Origin of the sequence: Parahaliea maris, assembly GCF_008064665.1 — a bacterium.
Classification (GTDB): Bacteria; Pseudomonadota; Gammaproteobacteria; order Pseudomonadales; family Halieaceae; genus Parahaliea; species Parahaliea maris.
In genome coordinates this window covers 686,483-708,441 of record NZ_VRZA01000001.1, presented here as the reverse complement: position 1 = coordinate 708,441, position 21,959 = coordinate 686,483, and the positions used below count along the sequence as shown (strand labels likewise).

Genomic DNA, 21,959 nt, shown 5'->3' with positions numbered 1-21,959 from the left:
GTGAATTGGATGCGCGGTCAGTTGGATCGCTCGTGCTGGAATAGCCTGACCTCGGCCAGTACCAGCTGCGCCACCAGGCGGACCATCAGGGCATGGTTTTCCCGGCGCAGGCCCTCGAGGCCGTTGTCGATCTGTTGTCGCAGGGTTTCGGCCTCACTGGAGCCCAGGCCCGCGGGGAGGGCAACACTGAAGCTGTACTGTTCCGAGGCGCTCAGTTCGGCGTAGATACGGGTCAGCTGGGCGGCGGCGAAGTCGATGAGTTCGTCATCTGCCCCCTTGGCGGTGAGCAGGTCCCGCAGCTGGCGGTCGAGGTAGGCCAGGCCCTGGGCCTGCCGTGACGGAAACTCGAGTACATCCCCCATACCGCGATCGTCCTCCCGATGTGGCGAGATTCCATCATAGCGAGGTGGGAGTGGCGGGGAAAGCTTGGCGTAACAGTCTGGCGCAACAGCCTGGCGCATCAGCGCGCCGGGCAGAACTTACAGTGACTTAGAGCGGGCGCAGCAGGTTGGACAGGCGGGGGTCTGGCTTGGCGCAGCGACGCAATACCAGGATCACGTTGCCAATGGCTTGCACCACCTCGGCACCGGAGCGCTCGCAGATCTCTTCGGTCACGGCGGTACGCGCCTCGCGACTGCCAACGGCGAGCTTGATCTTGATCAGCTCGTGGTCGTTGAGGGCGCGGTCTATCTCACCGACCACATTGTCGGTCAGGCCGTTGCCGGCCACGGTTACCACCGGTTTCAGTTTGTGGCCGAGGGCGCGCAGTTGTCTGGCGTCCGGCCCGGTTTTCTTGGTCATGCTGGGTCCATTGGCAGGGGTGCGTTGCAGGGGGCGTATTCTACACAAGCGGCCCGGCGCGGGATATCGCCGCCAGCGGTAGTAGTGCTCAATCCTCGAAGCTGCCGTGGCGTCCGGCGCCGCCGGCAAAGCGGCCGGCGCCCTCCAGTGCCTCGGCGAATACCACCGGGTAGCCCCCGGCGCCCTCGTTTACCAGGGCCTGCGCCAGTTCCTCATCCCACTGCAGGTAGGCGGAGCGGCGGTCGGCGCGCAGGCACTGCTGGGGAAAGGCGGCAATTTCGGCCGCCAGCGCCTGGGCCGCCGCCAGGCCCTCACCGTCGGCCACCACCCGGTTTGCCAGCCCCATCTGCAGGGCCTCCCGGGCCGCGACCGGGCGTCCGGTCAGGATCATGTCCATGGCGTGGCCCTGACCGACGATGCGGGGCAGGCGTACCGTGCCGCCATCGATCAGCGGCACCCCCCAGCGCCGGCAGAATACGCCGAACACCGCGGACTCCTCAGCCACCCGCATGTCGCACATCAGGGCCAGTTCCAGGCCCCCTGCCACCGCGTAACCGGTGATGGCCGCGATCACTGGCTTGGACAGCAGCATGCGGCTCGGGCCCATCGGGCCGGGGCCGGAACCGTCGGGCTCGACGTGATTGCGCAGCGCCGGGTCAGACAGCGCCTGCAGATCGGCCCCGGCGCAGAAATGGCCACCGTTGCCTGTGAGTACGGCGACTTTGAGGGTGTCGTCGGCTTCGAACCGCTCAAAGGCGGTGCGCAGGGCGTCGGCGGTGGGACCATCCACCGCATTGCGGCGCTCGGGGCGGTTCAGGGTTACTGTGAACACCGCATCCTGTGCGGCTGTGATAACCGGGGCTGGGGGCATGGTGGTCTCCGCGCTGGGTGTGATTGTTCATTATGGTCCGGGATGGTAACGCGTGCGTCCGCCGGGAGTGAACTTCGCCAAATCACGCTGCCATTTCGCGCTGCTATTTCGAGGTACAATGCGCCCTTGCCGGTCGGCTGCCAGCAAGGCAGCCCGCCGATACGACCACTTTTTCCGGAATGATCATGCCCAAGAAACGCTCCTCCAGCCGCGCCTGGCTCAAGGAACACCGCGACGACCCCTACGTGCAGCAGGCCCAGCGCGAGGGCTACCGCTCCCGCGCCTGCTACAAATTGCTGGAATTGCAAGAAAAGGACCGACTGATCCGCCCCGGCATGACGGTCGTAGATCTGGGTAGTGCCCCGGGCGGATGGTCGCAGGTAGCAGCAGACCTGGTGGGCCACAAGGGCCGGGTGGTGGCCTCGGACATTCTCCCCATGGACAACCTGGCCGGGGTCGAGTTTATCCAGGGCGATTTCACCGAAGATGCGGTATTTGAGCAGATTCTGGCCGCGATTGGCGACGCGCCGGTCGATTTTGTCCTCTCTGACATGGCACCCAACATGAGTGGAGTGAACGCCGTGGACCAACCGCGGTCAATGTACCTGGTGGAGCTGGCGCTGGACATGGCCACCCGGGTGCTCGCGCCCGGCGGTGGATTTGCCGCCAAGGTATTCCAGGGGGAGGGCTTCGACGAGCTGTTCCGCAGTACCCGGGATCGCTTTGGCAGGGTGCTGACCCGCAAGCCGGCGGCGTCGCGCCCGCGCTCGCGTGAGGTGTACATCGTCGCCAGGGACTTCAAGGGTTGATGTCCTCCTTGAAAAATGGAGCACCGGCCCCATCTGTAGTACATTGAAAGGCCTTTTTTCCACAGAAGAGCGCCGCGGAAACGGTTTCCCGCGGCACTCTCCCGCACCGACACCGGCCCCGTGGCCGGCCCGGATTCCGGCTATACTGACAGTGAGTGCGCCGCTGGCGTGCTTCCTGGTGACTGGCCGGAGTTGGTGAGGTAACCGCGTTGAGTGATATGGCAAAAAATTTACTGCTTTGGTTGGTGATCGCCGCCGTCCTGTTGTCGGTGTTCAACAACTTCAACATGCAGAGTGCCACCGAGCAGGTGGGTTACTCGGAGTTCATCCAGGAGATCCAGCAGGAACGGGTGAAGAAGGTCGTGGTCGACGGCCTCAATATCAGCGGTGAACGCTACGATGGCAGCCGCTTCGAGACCATCCGCCCGATGCTGGAAGATCCCAAGCTGATCGACGACCTGCTGGAACACAAGGTCGAGGTCGAGGGCCGCAAACCCGAACAGCAGAGCGTGTGGACCCAGCTGCTGGTCGCCTCCTTCCCGATCCTGATCATCATCGCGGTCTTCATGTTCTTCATGCGCCAGATGCAGGGCGGTGGCGGTGGCCGCGGCGGCCCCATGAGCTTTGGCAAGAGCAAGGCGCGCCTGCTGGGTGAAGACCAGATCACCACCACCTTCGCCGATGTGGCGGGTGTGGACGAGGCCAAGGAAGACGTACAGGAGCTGGTGGAGTTCCTGCGCGACCCGAGCCGCTTCCAGAAGCTGGGCGGCCGCATTCCCCGCGGCGTGCTGATGGTGGGCCAGCCCGGTACCGGTAAGACCCTGCTGGCCAAGGCCATTGCCGGTGAGGCCAAGGTGCCCTTCTTCTCCATCTCCGGCTCCGATTTCGTGGAAATGTTCGTCGGTGTCGGCGCCTCCCGGGTGCGCGACATGTTCGAGCAGGCCAAGAAGCAGTCCCCCTGTATCATCTTCATCGACGAGATCGACGCTGTGGGCCGCCATCGTGGCGCCGGCCTCGGCGGTGGCCACGACGAGCGCGAACAGACCCTGAACCAGCTGCTGGTGGAAATGGACGGCTTCGAGGTCAACGATGGCGTCATCGTCATCGCCGCCACCAACCGCCCCGACGTGCTGGATCCGGCCCTGCTGCGCCCGGGCCGTTTCGACCGCCAGGTGGTGGTGGGCCTGCCCGATATTCGCGGCCGTGAACAGATTCTCAAGGTGCACATGCGCAAGGTGCCCCTGGCGGAGGATGTCGAACCGGCGAAGATTGCCCGCGGAACCCCCGGTTTCTCCGGCGCCGACCTGGCCAACCTGGTCAACGAGGCGGCCCTGTTTGCCGCGAGGGCCAACGTACGCACCGTCGGTATGACCCAGTTCGAACTGGCCAAGGACAAGATCATGATGGGCGCCGAGCGCAAATCCATGGTCATGTCCGAAGACGAGAAGCGCAACACCGCCTATCACGAGGCCGGTCACGCCATTGTCGGCCGCCTGGTGCCCGAGCACGACCCGGTCTACAAGGTCAGCATCATTCCCCGGGGCCGGGCCCTGGGGGTGACCATGTTCCTGCCGGAAGAGGACCGCTACAGCCACAGCCGCCGGCACATCATCAGCCAGATCTGCAGCCTGTTTGGTGGCCGTATCGCCGAGGAGATGACCCTGGGCAAGGACGGCGTGACTACCGGGGCGTCCAACGACATCCAGCGCGCCACCGATATCGCCCGCAAGATGGTGACCCAGTGGGGCCTGTCGGAACGTATGGGGCCCCTGATGTACGACGAGGGCGGCGAAGAGGTCTTCCTGGGCCGCAGCGCTGCCCAGCCCCACAAAGGCATTTCTGACGAGACGGCCAAGCAGATCGACGACGAGGTCCGCAACATCATCGACGAGTGCTACTCGACCTCTGAGCGCCTGCTGCAGGAAAACGTCGACAAACTGCACGTGATGGCCGACGCCCTGATGCTGTACGAAACCATCGACTCCGACCAGATCGATGACATCATGGCGGGCAAGACACCGCGCGAGCCGAAGGACTGGGGCGGCAACGGCGGCACCAACGGTGGCGCTGGCGCCACCTCCGATACCGCCTCCGATGAAGGCTCCAGCCCCATCGGTGGCCCCGCCGGCGAGCACTGACCCGGCCCTTCACCTTGGCAAGTCTCAATCCCTCTGGCCTGCCGCCGCTTGACTGCGGCGGCAGCACGCTGGACCGTTCCCGCCCCCAGGTCATGGGGATTATCAACGCCACGCCGGATTCCTTCTCCGACGGCGGCAGCCTGTACCGCGGCCAGCGCCTGGATCTCGACGCAGCCATGGAGCGCGCCCGCAGCATGTGTGTGGCCGGTGCCACCATCCTCGATGTCGGCGGCGAATCCACCCGCCCCGGCGCTGACCCTGTGTCGGAGGGTGAGGAGCTGGAGCGTGTCGTGCCCCTGGTGGAGCGCATCGCCGCGGAACTGGATGTGGTGATCTCCATTGATACCAGCTCTGCCGCTGTGATGCGCGAGACTGCGGCGGTCGGTGCGGGCCTGATCAACGACGTGCGCGCCCTGGAGCGGCCTGGAGCCCTGGAAGCGGCCGCCGCGACGGGGTTGCCGGTGTGCCTGATGCACATGCAGGGCCAGCCCGGCACGATGCAGCAGCGTCCGGACTACACCTCCGTGGTGGAGGAGGTCGCCGCCTACCTGGAGGCGCGTATGGCAGCCTGCGAGGCGGCGGGCATTGGCCGTGAGCAGCTGGTGCTGGACCCGGGGTTCGGCTTTGGCAAGACCCTCAGTCACAACCTGCAACTGTTGCAGGCGCTGCCCCGTATCGAGGCCCTGGGAGCGCCATTACTGGTGGGGCTGTCGCGGAAGTCGCTGATAGGCAAAATCCTCGAGCGCGATGTACATGAGCGCCTGGCCGCCAGCCTGGCCCTGGCGGTGCTGGCGGTGGAGCGGGGCGCCTGGATTGTCCGCACCCACGATGTTCGCGAGACCGCGGACGCGATTGCCATGTGCACCGCCCTTGCTGGCGTGGCAGATGCAGAAGAAACAACATAAGAGATATCCCATGAGCAGGCAGTATTTTGGAACCGACGGCATTCGCGGTGAGGTGGGCAAGGCGCCCATCACCCCGGACTTCATGCTGAAACTGGGCTGGGCCTGTGGCCGCGTGTTCGCCCGCAACGGCAACGGCGGTCACAAAACCGTGATTATTGGCAAGGACACGCGGGTGTCCGGCTACATGTTCGAATCCGCCCTCGAGGCCGGCCTGGTGGCGGCGGGGGTCGATGTGAAGCTGCTGGGCCCGATGCCGACCCCGGCGGTGGCCCTGATGACCCGGACCCAGAATGCGGTGGCGGGTATCGTGATCAGCGCCTCCCACAATCCGTTTTACGATAACGGCATCAAGTTTTTCTCCGCCGCGGGGGCCAAGCTGCCCGATGAGGTGGAGCTGGCCATCGAGGCAGAGCTGGCCGAAGACCTGGTGGTGGTGCCGTCCCGCGAAATTGGCAAGGTGGTGCGGGTGGCGGATGCCGCCGGCCGCTACATCGAGTACTGCAAAGCCACTGTGCCGGACGACTTCAGTCTCCGGGGCCTGAAAATTGCCGTGGATTGCGCCCACGGGGCCACCTACCACATCGCCCCGAGCGTACTCTCGGAACTCGGCGCGGAAGTGCTATCCCTCGGTACCCAACCGGACGGCTTCAATATCAACGAGGGTGTCGGTTCTACCGATACCGCCGCTCTCTCGGCGCTGGTCAGGGAGCAGGGGGCGGACCTCGGTATCGCCTACGACGGCGACGGTGACCGGGTGCTGTTTGTCGATGGTAACGGCGACCTGGTGGACGGTGACGAACTGCTCTATATCATGGCCAGTCATCGCCTTGCCCGCGGGGTGGCGGATGCCGGCGTGGTGGGTACCCTCATGTCCAACCTCGGCCTGGAGCTGGCCCTGCGGGAGCTGGGCCTGGAGCTGGTGAGGGCCAAGGTGGGTGACCGCTACGTCAAGGAATTGATGGAACAGCATGGCTGGAAGCTCGGCGGCGAGTCCTCTGGCCACATTATCTGTGCCGACCACACCACTACGGGCGACGGTATTGTCGCTTCCCTGCAGGTGTTGGCGGCCCTCAGGGATTCCGGCCGCGATCTGGCCACCCTGCGCAGGGGTATGAGTAAATGTCCCCAGACCATGATCAACGTGCCGGTACGGGGCAAGGTCAACCTGGCGGAATTCCCCGTGGTCGATGAGGCGGTGGCCGACGTGGAAAATCGCCTGGCGGGCCGTGGCCGGGTGCTGCTCCGACCCTCGGGCACCGAACCGCTGGTGAGGGTCATGGTTGAGGGCCAGGATGGCGCGGAGGTGGCCGCCTTGTGCGGTGAGCTGGCCCAGCGCGTAGAAGCGGCACTGAATTAATGCACTGCTTGTGTCTGGAAGGCATCTCCGGTAGGATTGCCGCCGTTTTCGCACCGGGGTAAATGATGCGTCGTCCTCTTGTCATGGCCAACTGGAAGATGCACGGTTCGCGTGCCAGCGCTGCTGAATTGATCGGCGGCTTGCTGGACAAGGTCTCTGAGCCGCGCGCCGATATCGCCCTCTGCCCGAGCTACGTACACCTGGCGCAGGCCATCGACGCCTGTGCCGGTAGTGCTTTCGTCGTCGGCGCCCAGGACTGCAGTCACATGCACCAGGGGGCCTATACCGGCGAGGTGGCACCGGACATGCTGGTTGACCTGGGGTGCGAATGGGTATTGCTGGGCCATTCCGAGCGTCGCCAGTATCACGGCGAATCGGATGACCTGATTGCGGCCAAGCTTGCCGCAGCGGTCGAGGCCGGGCTCAAGCCCGTGCTGTGTATCGGCGAGACCCGTGAGCAGCGCGAGGATGGCGAGGCCTTTCCGGTGGTAGCCAGGCAATTGCTCGGTGCGCTGGCGGAGCAGTCCTCCCTGGCGAATCTGGTCATTGCCTACGAGCCGGTCTGGGCGATCGGTACGGGGCTCACGGCGAGCCCGGACGAGGCCCAGGAGATGCACGCGTACATTCGCGCGCAACTCGACGAGCTGGACGGGGTAGACGCTGACGATGTGCGTCTGCTGTACGGCGGCAGTGTGAAGGCGGCCAATGCGGCCGACCTGTTTGCCCAGCCGGATATCGATGGCGCCCTGGTAGGCGGCGCGTCACTGGACAGCGCGGAATTTGCCGCTATTATTGCCGCGGCCTGAAGCCGCGGCACCTGAAGATATGCTGCCCGCGAGGGCAAGGAAATTATGGAACAGATTATACTGATCGTTCACCTGCTGGTAGCGCTGGCCATTATTGGCCTGATCATGCTGCAGCAGGGCAAGGGAGCCGACATGGGCGCGTCTTTTGGCGCCGGCGCCTCCCAGACCCTGTTCGGCAGTGCCGGCAGCGGTAATGCGTTGACCAAGGCAACGGCCTGGCTGGTCGTGTTATTCTTCGCCTCCAGTTTTGGCCTGGCCCTGCTGGCGACGCAGAACACCACCGCCGTCGACGACCTGGGCCTGGAGCTTCCGCCCGCCGCTGAACTGCAGCAGGGTGTACAGCAGGCAGCGCCGGTTGACACCGCAGATTCCGATCTGCCGCAGGTGAATGACAGCATTCCGGAAGTTGAGTCCGCCCCGGAGGGCGACGTACCGGAGCTGTAAGCAGTACCCACCCGTTTTATGCCGAAGTGGTGGAATTGGTAGACACGCTATCTTGAGGGGGTAGTGAGCTATGCTCGTGCGGGTTCAAGTCCCGCCTTCGGCACCAACCTTGGTAGAGAGGCCTTTCAGAAATGGAAGGCCTTTCTTTTTTGGGCAGTTTTTTCGTCTTCGCGGGACTAAACCAGTCCTCGCTGTATCCGGCAATCCCGCTGGCTGCGCCAGCTCACCGATTGCCGGGCTCGGCCGCAAATTGCAGTGCAATTTGCCCCGCCTTCGGTACCCGCGCTTCGCGCGAGCTACCTTCTAGTGGGGTGGGTTCGCGTACGGTAGCCGTGCTTCGCACGAGCTACCTATTCATGGAGTGGCCGCAGTGATCTCTGTGCCTGGCATTCCGTCATCCCCGAACGCTTTATTCGGCGATCCGTTTTCCGGGACCACTCCTGTCTGTTAGCGACCACCTCAGGCGGGGTTTCTCTGGGGAGGGGAATCAGAGTAGGATTGATCCGGTTCATCGCTGGAACGTTGGTGTGCAGTGACTGGGGGAGGTTGATTTGCACGCGCGATTACTGGTTGTTGCCTTGCTGTTCCTGACATCTCTGTTTCCTATGGCAGGCCGGGCGGCCGGTGAAGCGCCCTTGCTCCGGATTGCCGTTCCCGATGATTTTCCTCCTTTCTACTACACGGATGCCGATGGCGAATTCCGCGGTGTTTCCTATGACGTGGTGCTCGCTCTCTGTGAGCGGCTGGGCTATCGCGTGGAGAGCAGTCAGTTTCCTACCATGCAGGTGATGCTCGATGAGCTGGGGGCCGGGCGTCAGGATCTTACGGTCAACCTGACAGAAACACCTGAGCGGGCAAAGCTTGCTCTGTTTACCGCGACACCGCATGTGCATGAGACACAGGACCTGATTGTTCGCGCGGACAGTGACATGCAGTTCGACGGCAATCTCGATTCCCTGCGCAACTATCGTATCGGCCAGATTTACGGCTGGACCTACGGGGCGGAATTTGACGGGGCGGGCTATCTGGACAGGGAGTTCGCCAACAGTTCCGAGGAGCAGTTACGGGGTCTGTTGGGCGGCCGCTTCGATGCGGCTATCAACAACGGGGCTTTCTTTCTTCACCTGGCCGCTGAACTGGGCATTGATAAAGCCCTTCGTGTGCTCAGCCCCCCGGTCTTCAGCCTGCCCGTGACAATCGCTGTATCGCGGAAATACCCGCGTGCCTCGGCGCTGAGGGCGGAACTGGAGGAAGCTGTCGAAGATTTCCTGCTCAGCCCCGAGTACCAGGAGATTCTGCGCAGGTACGGGTTCCTGCCGCAGCGGGAACTGGAGGTGCACCCGTGAGAGCCGGAATGTTCACCCTCGCCGGGTGGTGGCTGCTGTGTTTCGCCATAACATTTTCGGTCGTGGCCAGGGCGCAAGCGCCGGTGCAGGATCCTCATGCCGGGGAGGAGCGTCTGCTCGCCCTGGCCGGTATGGCCGGTGACCTGGAGTACCAGGGTGAGGTTCTGACCAGCTCGATGACCATATTCGCCTATTCGGGCGAGCAGGCCTGGCAGGCCCGGCATGACGCAGCACTGCGGGAGATGCACGGGCTGCTTGCTGAATTGGAACGCGCCGGAGAGGGCTCTGACGACCGCCTGCGGTCTCTGGTCGACGAGGCCACCAGCCACCTGCAGGCGTTCGAAAACCGCTTCGCTGCTCAGTTCAGTGAATTGGATGGCCAGCACCAGCGGGCGCTACTGGAAAGCGATGACTACATCCAGGACGTCGATGCGCTGGATGACGCACTGGACGCGCTCACCCGCCATGTCGAGGGCAGGCTGCGCCAGGTGTCTCCGGACTCTCTGCAATCTGTGGCGGAAATCAGCCTCAGTCCGCAGGAGCGCGACTGGATTCGCCAGCACCCTGTGGTCCGTGTAGGTAACGAAACAGGACGGATGCCGTTCTTCGATATCGCCGCTGACGGTTCGGCCGAGGGCATCTCGGTGGATTTCCTGGCGCTCCTGTCGGAACGTACCGGCCTGGATTTCGAGTTTGTACCCACAGCCACCTACGCCGACGTCCTGGAGGGGCTGGGGTCGGGCGCGCTCGACCTGATGGCTGCCACCTTCTATTCCGAGCAACAGGGCCAGTTTGGCTTCTACACGCCCGGTTACATGGTGCTGAAGGAGTTTGTCTACGTCAGGGAGGACAGCGTGATCGACAGCATGGATGCGCTGGACGGCCACACCATGGCCATACCCCGTGGCTATAAATCGATCGCCAGGATGAGGCAGGCGAGGCCGGGCGTGAAGATCGTGGAAGTCGGCGCGATGAGCGAGGCGGTCGACCTCGTGCTGTCCGGGACCGTTGATGCTGCCATGGACACCCAGAGCGTGATCGAGCACTACATTCGCGAGAACGCACTCGCGGGCTTGCGCTCATTTGCCAGCGATATGGGCAACCAGCACCTGCACATGCTGGTGAGTAACAAGGAACCCGTCCTGCACGGTATCCTCACCAGGGCCTTTGCCGCGATTACCCGGGAAGAGCGGTCGCAGGTTTTCGCCGGGTGGTTCGGATCCCGGCGCGCGCAGGAATCTGTCGAGCCTTCCCGGTCGGGCATTCTGCTGGACTCCGAGCTGGCCTGGCTCGCGGAACACCCTGTGATCAGCCTCGGGGTGGACCCCGACTGGCGCCCCTTCGAATACGTGGACAGGGATGGCGAACACCAGGGTCTGGTCGCTGATTACCTGCGAATCTTCCAGGAGCAGCTCGGTGTCAGGTTCAAGGTGGTGCAGGGTCTTACCTGGCGCGAGGTCCTGCTGCGGGCGGAGGCGGGAACGCTGGATGTCATATCGGCGATCACCGAAACCCCTGACCGCCGGGACAAGCACCTTTTCACCGACCCTTACCTGACGATCTCCACCGTCGTAGTGACCGCAAAGGAGACGGAAGATATTGGCGGGCTCGGTGAAATGGCGGGGCGGCAGCTGGGTGTTATCTGGGACTATGCCGCAGCCGAATGGGTACAGGACCGATTCCCCGACATCGAGCTCGTCTATGTCGACTCCCTGGCGGACGGCTTGAAAGGTGTTGCCGAGGGCAGTATCGACGGGATGATCGCCAATGAGTTAGGGGCGCTCCACCAGATCAATTCGCGCACCCTGTCCGGTCTTCGGGTCAATTTCCAGACCGACTTCGAGTACAAGTTGTCGCTGGGGGTGCGCAGGGACTGGCCGGAACTCGTGGCCATTCTCAACAAGGTCATTGCCGGCATCACCCCGGCGCAACGCGCCTCTATACGCAATCGCTGGGTTGGCGCCGAGTTTGAACGGCTGGTCGACAGGGCGCCTGCGGAGACGCTGTCACGTCTGCCGCTGTTCCAGTTGGCATCCGGCATGGTATTCCTGGGACTGGCCTTTCTGCTGGGTGCGGTGCTACTCGCCCGCCGGCGCGGTGACTTCCTGGGGATGTACGAGTCGGGCAAGCTGAGGCTGTTCCTGCTGGCCGGGGTTTGTTCAGTACTCACCCTGATCCTGCTGGCAACCTGGTATTCCCTGGCCCGGGAGGAAAAAGTTGCCAGGGAAAAGAGTGGCGAATCACTGGCCGCGATCCTGGAGTCCACCCGCAATGCGCTCCACATGTGGGTCCGCGGGCGCATGCAGCTGGTCTCCCTGGTGGCGGCAGAGTCCGATCTCGCCACCCTGTTCGGCACCCGCACCGTACCCGAGGAAGGGGAGGCGGGGCGCTCTTCAAGCTTGATTCAGGGTGTGCTTAGTGACCAGATAGCGGGCCTGAAGCGCTGGAAGTTTGCCATGCTGCTCAGGGACGGCACGCCGGTGTTTTCCGATGATCCGCCTTTGCAGCATATTTTGCCGACCCTGGAGGGCACGGTATTCTTCGGTCAATCCGTGTTCATACCACCGGTCAAGGTTCCCGGTACCGGTGAGGCCAGAATGTATTTTGCCTCGCCGGTGAGGGATTTCCGCGGGCAGCCAATCGCCGCCGTGGTGGTGAGTATGGATCCCGCCAGGGAGTTTTCCGACATTTTTGCCCGTGGCTACTTCGGCGAGACCGGCGAGACCTATGCCGTGAACAATCAGGGGATGATGCTCTCCGAGAGTCGCTTCACGGACCAGCTGGTGGCCCAGGGGCTGCTGGATGACGGTCAGAGCAGCATCCTGAACGTGCCGCTGCTGGACCGCTCGGTTAGCCGCGAAGGTGTGGGAAATGAAGCGCATCCGCTCACCGCCATGGTGACCAGGCTGCTGCGGGGCGGTGGCGGGCAGCTGACAGACGGCTCACACGACTACCGCGGTGTCCCGGTTCACAGTGCCTGGATATGGGACGATGTGCTGGGACTCGGCCTGGCGACCGAAATTGACCAGTCAGAGGCCCTGGCCTCCTATCGGATCTCGCGCAACACGCTCTACCTTGTCCTCGGTGTCACCCTGTTCCTTTCCCTCGGCCTGATGGGCTTCAGCGTGTGGATAGGCAGCCGGGCCAACCGTTCGCTGGTGCGTGCCCGGGACGAACTGGAAGACAAGGTCGAGGAGCGTACTGCGGAGCTCAGTAAAAGTCGCGCCATGCTGGAGACCGTGCTTGAGAACTCGCCTGCGCTGATCTACATGAAGGACCTGGAGAGCCGTTACATGCTCTACAACAAGGTCTGGGAGCGGGTCATGCGGCGCCTGGGTGAAGACTCCCATGGCCTCAAGGATGAGGATTTCCTCGCCCAGGACGTCGCCAATCAGCTGGTGGAGAACGATCGGGAGGTCATGCGGTCGGGAGAAACATTGCAGACTGAGGAAACACTCACCCACCCGGACGGGACAGAGGAAGTCTACATGTCCTACAAGTTTCCGGTGAGGGACGCCGACGGTGACGTCATTGGCGTGGGCGGGGTGTCCACCGATATCACCGAACTGGTGCAGGCGAGGGAGACCGCAGAGCGTCTCAGCCGGGACTTCAGTAACTTCCTCGAGAGCACTTCCGACCTGGTCTACATGAAGGACCGCAAACTGCGCTTTGTGGCCGTGAGCAAGCCTCTTGCGAGATTGCTGGGTTACGATGACTGGCACAAACTGGTCGGCCGGACCCACGCTGAAATATTGCAGGAGAACTCGCGGATCAACCTCAACCCGGCGCTGGACGAGGACGTCATGGCCAGTGGCGAGGTGATGGAGCTGACCGAGGACATCATTCACTACGGCGACCGCCGCGGCTGGGTGAGCACCATCAAGAAACCACTGCTGACCGCGGCCGGCAAAACCATGGGCATTCTCAGCCTTTCCCGCGATATTACGGACCTCGAGGAGGCCCGGGAAGCGGCCAATGAGGCGAACCGTGCGAAGAGCAATTTCCTGGCCAACATGTCTCATGAAATCCGCACCCCGATGAACGCGATCATCGGCATGTCCTACCTGGCGCTGGAGGCGGAGCTCGACCCCAAACAGCGGGGCTATATCCAGAAGGTGCACCGCTCGGCGGAGTCACTGCTGGGCATCATCAATGACATCCTGGACTTCTCCAAAATCGAGGCCGGCAAGATGGAGATGGAGACCATCGATTTCCAACTGGAGGATGTGCTCGATAACTTCGCCAACCTGGTGGGGCTGAAGGCCGAGGAAAAGGGCCTGGAGCTGCTGTTCGATTTACCCCCCGAATTGCCCACCGCCCTGGTGGGTGATCCGCTGCGCCTGGGGCAGATCCTGATCAATCTTGGCAACAATGCGGTGAAGTTTACTGATGCCGGGGAAGTGTTGATTCGCGTCTGGATTCGTGAGCTGACCGAGGCGTCGGTGCGCCTCGAATTCAGCGTGCAGGATTCCGGTATCGGCATGAGCCCGGAACAACAGCAAAACCTGTTCAGCTCCTTCTCCCAGGCGGACACCTCCACCACCCGCAAGTACGGCGGCTCGGGCCTCGGGCTGGCGATCAGCAAGAGCCTGGTCGAGCAGATGGAGGGCGACATATGGGTCGACAGCGCGCTGGGGGAAGGCAGCGACTTCCGCTTTACCGCCCGCTTTGCGCGCCAGAAAATGCAGCGCCCGAGTATACGGGATCAGGCGTCGGTCCTCGGCACGCTGCGGGTATTGGTGGTGGACGACAACACCTCATCGCGGGAGATCCTCTGTGCCATCCTGGAGTCCTTCGGCATGCGGGTGGACCAGGCCGCCAGCGGGGAGGCGGCGCTGGAGAAAATCGCCGGCCAGGCTGCGGGAGAGCACTATCAGGTGGTGCTCCTCGACTGGAGAATGGGCGGTATTGACGGGGTGGAAACAGCGCGGGTGATACAGGGCCGCGCACCCTATCACACGGTGCCCACCATTATCATGGTGACCGCCCACGGTCGGGAAGAAGCCCGCCAGGCTTCAGAAAGTGTTGCGGTGAAAGGTTTCCTCAGCAAGCCGGTGACGCCCTCCAGTCTGCTGGATGCCATCATGGTCGGCCTGGGACGGGAGACGGTCCACGACACCGCCGCCAGCTTCCGTCAGGACGCTTTCGACGAATCGATCGCCAAACTCCGGGGCGCGCACGTGCTGCTGGTGGAAGACAACGAGATCAACCAGGAGCTGGCTTGCGAATTGCTCGTGTCCAATGGCGTGAGCGTTGAGGTGGCATGCAATGGCCAGGAGGCGCTTGAGCTGCTGGACACCCGTCAATACGACGGGGTGTTGATGGACTGCCAGATGCCCGTGATGGATGGCTACGAGGCCACCCGTGAAATCCGTCGCCGGGAGGGCCTGTCGGGCCTGCCGGTGCTGGCGATGACGGCCAATGCCATGGTCGGGGACCGGGAAAAGGTCATCGCGGCGGGTATGAACGATCATATCGCCAAGCCTGTTAACGTGGCGGAACTGTTCCGTACCATGGCCAGGTGGATTACCCCGCGTCGGGCTTCGCGGCATGACGAGGTGCCGCTCCCTTCGGGCGACGCCAGGACGGAAGCAATCGCTCTCCCCGCACTGCCGGGCATTGATACCGGACGCGGGCTGGCCACCGCGCAGGGCAATAGTGAGCTTTATCGTCGCCTGCTCGGCAGGTTCCTGAGCGCCCAGCAGGATTTTGCGGCGGCCTTTGCGGATTCCCGCAAGGAGCAGGACAAGCACGCAGCGGAGCGTCTGGCCCATACCCTGAAGGGCGTGGCGGGCAATATCGGTGCTTTCGGGGTGCAGGCTGCCGCCGCCGCACTCGAAGCCGGCTGCCGTGACGCGGTAGCGCCGGAAGATCTGGAAGTCCTGTTGTCCGAAGTGCTTGCGCAACTAAGTCCCGTACTGGAGAGCATCTCTCGCTTGACCGCGGAAGCGCAGGAGGCGCCTTCCGCTGTCGCGGGAGAACTTGACCGGGAGGCCGTGCAGCAGACCCTGGTAGAACTGGCTGGGCTGCTGGAGGACTATGACACTGCGGCTACCGGGGTACTGGAGTTCCTTCGGGAGATGCCGGGGATGGGGGGGCATACGGCGCTGTTGTCTGAAATGGGGAGCTGCCTCGAAGGGTTTGATTTCGATGGCGCCGAAGCGGTGTTGGGGCAGTTGCGTGCGGCTCTGGGTGTCGCTGGGTAATGCCGCCAGACAGGATGCCCGGGCCGTCCCTGGATTTGTGCATTGACGCGGCTTTTACGTGGCTTGTGTTCAGGCATATGCTACGTTTTCGACGATTGCAATTTACAGTGGAGCGACGAGATCGGTAATGAGCGAAGCGAAATCGACGGTACTGGTGGTGGACGACACCCCGGAGAATATTGACCTTCTGGTGAACATCCTGTCGGATGACTACAAGGTCAAGGCGGCCATCAATGGTCACAAGGCCCTGGAAATTGCCCGCAAGGCGCCGCCGGACATTATCCTGCTGGATGTCATGATGCCGGGTATCGATGGCTACGAAGTCTGCGAGTTCCTCAAGGCGGACGCTACCACCCGTCACATTCCCATTCTGTTTATCACCGCCAAAATTGGTCTGCAGGACGAGTTGCACGGCTTCGAACTGGGGGCGGCGGATTACATTACCAAGCCGATCAGTCCCCCGGTGGTGAAAGCCCGGGTAAAGACCCAACTGGCGCTGTACAACCAGAACCGGGAGCTGGATCGCAAGGTGCGGGAGCGCACCCGGGAACTGCATGAAACACGCCTGCAGATCATTCAGCGCCTGGGCCGCGCCGCGGAGTACAAGGACGACCAGACCGGCTTGCACGTGATCCGGATGAGCCATTACGCCCGGGTCATCGGCCTCGCGGCGGGAATGAGCGAAGAGGATGCGGAAACCCTGTTCAACGCCTCGCCCATGCACGATATTGGCAAGATCGGCGTGCCGGACGAGATTCTGAAGAAGCCTGCGAAACTCGACGAAGTGGAATTTGAGGTGATGAAAGGCCACTGCGAGATCGGTGCGGCCATCATCGGGGAAGACAGCTCCGACCTTCTGCAGATGGCGCGCACCATCGCCCTGACTCACCACGAAAAGTGGGACGGTAGCGGGTACCCCGGGGGCCTGGCAGGAGATGCAATTCCCCGGGTTGGGCGTATCGTGGCCATTGCCGATGTTTTTGACGCGCTGACGTCCAGGCGGCCCTACAAGGAGGAATGGAGTGTCGACGACGCCCTCGACATGATCGAGGCCTCCGCCGGGACCCACTTCGACCCTCACCTGGTTGGCCTGCTGCGCGAGACGTTGCCGGAGATCCTGGAAATCAAGCGGACCTACGCCGAATCCTCGCCCTCGTCGAGCTGACGCCGTCCAGGGTCAGCAAGTCGCAAAATTGCGCCAATATAGTTTCTCTTGAAACTATATTGCGTTTCCGCTACTGTGCTCTTCCTTGATAAGTAACGCCTCGCGGGGCGCAGTAAAGAGACAGGAGGAATCATGGCCGACTTGTTTGAAAACCCCATGGGGCTGGACGGCTTCGAATTTGTGGAGTTCACCGCCCCCGAGAAGGGCATCCTCGAACCTGTATTCGAAATGATGGGCTTTTCCCGGGTGGCGGAGCACCGCACCAAGGACGTCAGCCTGTGGCGTCAGGGCGACATCAACTTCATCACCAACTATGAGCCCAAGAGTCACGCCTGGTACTACGGGCGTGAGCACGGGCCCTCTGCCTGCGGCATGGCTTTCCGGGTCAAGGACGCCACCGCGGCCTACAACCGGGCGCTGGAAAACGGCGCCCAGCCGGTGCACGTGGAAACCGGCCCGATGGAGCTGCGGCTCCCGGCTATCAAGGGCATCGGTGGTGCCATCCTCTACCTGATCGACCGCTATGAGGAAGGCCACAGCATCTACGATATCGACTTCCACTGGCTGGAAGGGGTCAACCACAAGCCCGCCGGGCACGGTTTCCACACCCTGGATCACCTGACCCACAACGTGTACCGGGGGCGGATGGACTACTGGGCGTCCTATTACGAAGACCTGTTCAACTTCCGCGAAATCCGCTATTTCGACATCAAGGGCGAGTACACTGGCCTGCTGTCCAAGGCGATGACGGCCCCGGACGGCAAAATCCGCATTCCCCTCAACGAGGAAGCCAAGGGCGGTGGCCAGATCGAGGAGTTCCTGATGGCCTACAACGGTGAGGGCATCCAGCACATCGCCTTTGCCTGCGACGACCTGCTGGCCTGTTACGACCGCCTGAAAGCCGCCGGCCTGAGCTTCATGCCGGCACCGCCCGATACCTATTACGAGATGCTGGAAGAGCGTCTGCCGGGTCACGGCGAGCCGGCCGCTGAACTGCAGCAGCGCGGTATCCTGCTGGACGGCACCACCGAGGGTGGCCAGCCCCGACTCCTGCTGCAAATATTCTCCGCCAACCTGCTGGGTCCGGTGTTCTTCGAGTTTATCCAGCGCAAGGAGGACGAGGGCTTTGGCGAGGGCAATTTCAAGGCCCTGTTCGAAAGCATCGAGCGCGACCAGCTCGCCCGCGGCGTGATCGGTGGGGAAGAGCAGGTCAACTGAGCCAGTGAGGATGCCCTTATGAATATCCGCAAGATTCACCATGTGGCCTATCGCTGTCGCGATGCGAAGGAGACCGTGGACTTCTACAAGCGGGTCATGGACATGGACCTCGTACTCGCCATCGCCGAGAACGAGGTACCCTCCACCGGTGAGCCGGACCCCTACATGCATATCTTCCTCGATGCCGGTATGGGTAATGTACTGGCCTTTTTCGAGTTGCCGAACTCGCCGCCTATGGGGCACGACGAGTCCACCCCTGACTGGGTCCAGCACATTGCATTTGAGCTGGGCTCCGTGGAGGAGTTGCTTGAGGCCAAGGCGAAGGTGGAGGCCGAGGGCCTGGAAGTGGTGGGTCCGACCTATCACGGGATTTTCAAATCGATCTATTTCTTCGACCCCAATGGCCATCGCCTGGAGCTGGCGGCCAACATCGACAAGCCGGGCGATCTAGAGCGCCTGCGCGAGGTGGCCCCGGCCATGATCGAGGAGTGGTCGAAAACCAAACAGGCGCCGCGTCACGCTGCGTGGCTGCACGAGCGCCCAGACAACGAACCGGGAGGTAACTGATGAAGCTCGCATCTTTGCAGGCGGGGCGTGACGGTGTGCTGGTAGTGGTTTCCAGTGATCTGCAGCGCAAACTGGCCGCAGGTATTACCCTGCAGACGGCCCTGGACCACTGGGATGAGCACCAGCCGCAATTGCAGGCCCTGTCAGATCGCGTGGAAGCGGGTGAGGGCGATCCCTTTGACGAGGCGGCCTGTGCCTCGCCACTGCCCCGTGCCTACCAGTGGGCGGACGGCTCCGCCTATGTGAATCATGTGGAGTTGGTGCGCAAGGCGCGTGGCGCCGAGATGCCGGAAAGTTTCTGGACCGATCCGCTGATGTACCAGGGGGGTTCCGACACCTTCCTCGGCCCCCGCGACCCCATCGTCATGCCGACGACGGACTGGGGTATCGACTTTGAGGGCGAGATTGCCGTCGTTACCGGTGATGTGCCCATGGGGGCTTCTGTCGAGGAGGCCGCGGCGTCCATTCGCCTGGTGATGCTGGTCAACGACGTGTCCCTGCGCAACCTGATCCCGGGTGAGCTGGGCAAGGGCTTCGGCTTTTTCCAGTCCAAGCCTTCCAGCGCCTTCAGCCCGGTCTGCGTGACGCCCGACGAGTTGGGAGACGCCTGGGACGGCGGGCGCCTCCATCTGCCGCTGCTGGTGTCCTACAACGGCGAGGCCTTTGGCAAGGCCAACGCTGGCGTCGACATGACCTTCGACTTTCCGACCCTGGTAGCCCACGCGGCGAAAACCCGGCCCCTGGGGGCGGGTACCATCATCGGTTCCGGTACGGTCTCCAACAAGGATGCAGACGGCGCTCCTGGCCGTCCGGTGAGTGAGGGCGGCCTCGGCTACAGCTGTATCGCAGAGATCCGCATGATCGAGACAATCGCCAGCGGCGCGCCGAAAACGGGCTTCATGGCCTACGGCGACCGTGTCCGCATCGAGATGCTCGACGCGGCTGGCAGCTCCATTTTCGGGGCGATTGATCAACAAGTGTGCAGTCCGCAATAAATGCGGAAATAAATCCCCGAGCCGGTTGACCGGCATAGGGGGCATACCTATAATGCACACCCTCGAATTCGGGCACTGGCAGCAACGCAGAGCCCGCTGAGAAGCGCCAAGGGGCCTTCTCTTCGAGAACGTATTGATGCGGGGTGGAGCAGCCTGGTAGCTCGTCGGGCTCATAACCCGAAGGTCGTCGGTTCAAATCCGGCCCCCGCTACCAATTACGTGTCACCCGCTCCTAAATCTAGGTGACACGTGCGAGAAGCCCCTTTTCAGGGGCTTTTTCGTATCTGCGAAAAGTACCGGCCAGCCGGTGGGAGCACAACACAAATGGCGACGAAAGAGCAGGAACTCCAGCAGTTACTGGCGCCCTCTATTGAGGCGCTGGGTTTCGAGCTGTGGGGAATCGAGTACCTGTCACAGGGTCGTCATACTGTGCTGCGCATTTATATAGAGAGCGAACAGGGCATCAGCGTGGACAACTGCGCCGATGTCAGTCACCACGTCAGCGGTGTGCTGGACGTGGAGGACCCGATTACCGGCGAGTACACCCTGGAAGTGTCCTCTCCGGGTGTGGACCGGCTCCTGTTCAAGCTCGACCAGTATCCGGCGTATGTCGGGGAGTGGATTGAACTGCGTCTGCGCAGACCCTTCGATGGGCGGCGCAAGTTCAAGGGAACCCTGAAAGGGATCGAGGGCGAGGACGTGGTAGTCCAGGTGGACGATCACGAGTACCTGCTGCCCCATGGCGCAATCGAGAAAGCGCGTATTCAACCCCGCCTGGCCGGCGGGAATCGAACAAGCGAGGCTTGAGATGACAAAGGAAATTCTGTTGGTGGCGGAAGCCGTCTCGAACGAGAAGGGTGTCTCTGAAGACATCATTTTCGAGGCGATTGAGCTGGCCCTGGCGACGGCCACCAAGAAGCGCTACGACGAGGATGCCGACATCGAGGTCACCATCGATCGTGCCACCGGCGATTACGAAACCATTCGCCGCTGGCTGGTTGTGCCCGACGACGAGATTGCCCTGCTGGGGACCCAGTTCACCACCGAAGAAGCCGCCGAGAAGGATGTGAACCTCAAGCCCGGTGACATCTACGAAGAGCAGGTGGAAAACGTTGGCTTTGGCCGCATCGCCGCCCAGACCGCCAAGCAGGTGATCGTGCAGCGCGTGCGCGATGCCGAGCGCGCCCAGGTGGTCGAGCAGTACATGGACCGCGTCGGCGAACTGGTTGCCGGCACTGTCAAGAAAGTCACCCGCGACAACGTCATCGTGGATCTCGGCAACAACGCCGAAGGCCTGCTGCCCCGCGACCAGCTGGTCGGCCGGGAGACCTTCCGGGTCAACGATCGTGTACGCGCAGTATTGAAAGAAATCAGCACCGAAACCCGCGGCCCGCAGCTCATCCTGAGCCGCGCCTGCCCGGAAATGCTGATCGAGCTGTTCAAGATTGAAGTGCCGGAGATTTCCGAGGAAGTCATCCAGATCCGCGCCGCCGCCCGCGACCCCGGTTCGCGCGCCAAGATCGCGGTGAAAACCAACGACCAGCGCATCGACCCGGTCGGCGCCTGCGTCGGTATGCGCGGCTCACGCGTCCAGGCGGTATCCAACGAGCTGGACAACGAGCGCGTGGACATCGTCCTGTGGGATGACAACCCGGCCCAGCTGGTGATCAACGCCATGGCGCCCGCCGAGGTAGAGTCCATCGTGATGGATGAGGACAGCGGCACCATGGACGTCGCCGTGTCCGAGGACAATTTGGCCCAGGCCATCGGCCGCTCTGGCCAGAACGTGCGTCTGGCCAGTGAGCTGACCGGCTGGACCATCAATGTGATGAGCACCGAAGAGGCGGCTGAGAAACACGAGGCTGAATCCGGTGAGGTCATCCAGGCCTTTATGGATCAGCTGGATGTCGACGAGGATGTCGCCGAGATCCTGGTGGAAGAGGGCTTTACCACCCTGGAAGAAGTGGCCTACGTGCCGCTGGAAGAAATGACCGCGGTGGAAGGCTTCGACGAAGATATCGCAGAAGAGCTGCGTGCCCGTGCCAAGGATGCCCTGTTGACTCAGGCGATTGCATCCGAAGAGCAACTGGGCGCGAACGAGCCTGCCGAAGATCTGCTCAACATGGACGGCATGGACCGGCACCTGGCCTACATTCTGGCCAGCCGGGAAGTGATCACCATGGAAGATCTGGCAGAACTCGGTGTGGAAGACCTGATGGATATCCCGGAGATGACAGAAGAGCGTGCCGGTGAACTGATTATGACGGCGCGCGCACCCTGGTTTGCCGAGGAGGCCGAGTAAGACCACAGCAAACGTGGCACGGCATAACG

Annotated in this window: 17 protein-coding genes and 2 tRNA genes; 16 read left to right on the top strand and 3 right to left on the bottom strand. The window is 62.7% G+C overall.

Annotated elements, in window-relative coordinates:
- Window positions 1-17: 17 nt before the first annotated feature.
- The 3 genes from FV139_RS03135 to FV139_RS03125 all read right to left on the bottom strand — a co-directional run bounded on the left by FV139_RS03135 (window position 18) and on the right by FV139_RS03125 (window position 1,672).
- On the bottom strand, window positions 18-362 hold the full coding sequence (locus tag FV139_RS03135; protein WP_148066762.1) for a hypothetical protein: 345 nt from the start codon (window positions 360-362) through the stop codon (window positions 18-20).
- A 127-nt stretch (window positions 363-489) separates the two neighbouring features.
- Window positions 490-801, bottom strand: coding sequence for a ribosome assembly RNA-binding protein YhbY (yhbY, locus tag FV139_RS03130; protein WP_148066761.1), 312 nt, complete (start codon window positions 799-801; stop codon window positions 490-492).
- Between the two features lie 88 nt (window positions 802-889).
- Window positions 890-1,672, bottom strand: coding sequence for a crotonase/enoyl-CoA hydratase family protein (locus FV139_RS03125; RefSeq protein ID WP_148066760.1), 783 nt, complete (start codon window positions 1,670-1,672; stop codon window positions 890-892).
- Window positions 1,673-1,857: 185 nt separating this feature from the next.
- Between FV139_RS03125 and rlmE the strand changes: the two genes are divergently transcribed.
- The 16 genes from rlmE to nusA all read left to right on the top strand — a co-directional run bounded on the left by rlmE (window position 1,858) and on the right by nusA (window position 21,930).
- Complete coding sequence (gene rlmE / locus FV139_RS03120; RefSeq protein WP_148066759.1) at window positions 1,858-2,481, top strand: 23S rRNA (uridine(2552)-2'-O)-methyltransferase RlmE; 624 nt, start codon at window positions 1,858-1,860, stop codon at window positions 2,479-2,481.
- 218 nt (window positions 2,482-2,699) lie between these two features.
- Window positions 2,700-4,619, top strand: a complete 1,920-nt coding sequence (gene ftsH, locus FV139_RS03115; RefSeq protein WP_148066758.1) for an ATP-dependent zinc metalloprotease FtsH — start codon at window positions 2,700-2,702, stop codon at window positions 4,617-4,619.
- Window positions 4,620-4,633: 14 nt separating this feature from the next.
- A complete protein-coding gene (folP, locus tag FV139_RS03110; protein WP_456238451.1) occupies window positions 4,634-5,524 on the top strand; it encodes a dihydropteroate synthase in 891 nt (296 codons plus the stop codon).
- 10 nt (window positions 5,525-5,534) lie between these two features.
- Window positions 5,535-6,881, top strand: a complete 1,347-nt coding sequence (gene glmM, locus FV139_RS03105) for a phosphoglucosamine mutase (protein WP_148066757.1) — start codon at window positions 5,535-5,537, stop codon at window positions 6,879-6,881.
- 65 nt (window positions 6,882-6,946) lie between these two features.
- Window positions 6,947-7,687, top strand: coding sequence for a triose-phosphate isomerase (gene tpiA / locus FV139_RS03100; RefSeq protein WP_148066756.1), 741 nt, complete (start codon window positions 6,947-6,949; stop codon window positions 7,685-7,687).
- Between the two features lie 45 nt (window positions 7,688-7,732).
- The gene (gene secG, locus FV139_RS03095; RefSeq protein ID WP_148066755.1) at window positions 7,733-8,131 is read left to right on the top strand and encodes a preprotein translocase subunit SecG; all 399 of its coding nucleotides are present in this window, start codon (window positions 7,733-7,735) and stop codon (window positions 8,129-8,131) included.
- 20 nt (window positions 8,132-8,151) lie between these two features.
- Window positions 8,152-8,237: transfer RNA gene (locus FV139_RS03090), tRNA-Leu, on the top strand.
- A 445-nt stretch (window positions 8,238-8,682) separates the two neighbouring features.
- Complete coding sequence (locus FV139_RS03085; protein WP_148066754.1) at window positions 8,683-9,477, top strand: substrate-binding periplasmic protein; 795 nt, start codon at window positions 8,683-8,685, stop codon at window positions 9,475-9,477.
- Window positions 9,474-15,683 (top strand): response regulator, encoded by a 6,210-nt coding sequence (locus tag FV139_RS03080; protein WP_148066753.1) that lies wholly within the window; start codon window positions 9,474-9,476, stop codon window positions 15,681-15,683. The genes FV139_RS03085 and FV139_RS03080 overlap by 4 nt, the downstream gene beginning before the upstream one ends.
- Window positions 15,684-15,810: 127 nt before the next feature.
- The gene (locus FV139_RS03075; protein WP_148066752.1) at window positions 15,811-16,848 is read left to right on the top strand and encodes a response regulator; all 1,038 of its coding nucleotides are present in this window, start codon (window positions 15,811-15,813) and stop codon (window positions 16,846-16,848) included.
- Window positions 16,849-16,980: 132 nt separating this feature from the next.
- On the top strand, window positions 16,981-18,066 hold the full coding sequence (hppD, locus tag FV139_RS03070) for a 4-hydroxyphenylpyruvate dioxygenase (protein WP_148066751.1): 1,086 nt from the start codon (window positions 16,981-16,983) through the stop codon (window positions 18,064-18,066).
- Between the two features lie 18 nt (window positions 18,067-18,084).
- Window positions 18,085-18,633 carry a VOC family protein gene (locus FV139_RS03065; protein WP_148066750.1) on the top strand — a complete coding sequence of 183 codons (549 nt, stop codon included), beginning with the start codon at window positions 18,085-18,087 and terminating at the stop codon, window positions 18,631-18,633.
- The gene (locus FV139_RS03060; protein ID WP_148066749.1) at window positions 18,633-19,628 is read left to right on the top strand and encodes a fumarylacetoacetate hydrolase family protein; all 996 of its coding nucleotides are present in this window, start codon (window positions 18,633-18,635) and stop codon (window positions 19,626-19,628) included. Before FV139_RS03065 ends, FV139_RS03060 begins: the two co-directional genes overlap by 1 nt.
- Window positions 19,629-19,765: 137 nt before the next feature.
- Window positions 19,766-19,842 (top strand) — tRNA-Met (locus tag FV139_RS03055).
- Between the two features lie 110 nt (window positions 19,843-19,952).
- Complete coding sequence (rimP, locus tag FV139_RS03050; protein WP_148066748.1) at window positions 19,953-20,435, top strand: ribosome maturation factor RimP; 483 nt, start codon at window positions 19,953-19,955, stop codon at window positions 20,433-20,435.
- A gap of 1 nt (window position 20,436) precedes the next feature.
- Window positions 20,437-21,930: a transcription termination factor NusA gene (gene nusA, locus FV139_RS03045; RefSeq protein ID WP_148066747.1), complete on the top strand. Its 1,494-nt coding sequence runs from the start codon at window positions 20,437-20,439 to the stop codon at window positions 21,928-21,930.
- Window positions 21,931-21,959 lie beyond the last annotated feature (29 nt).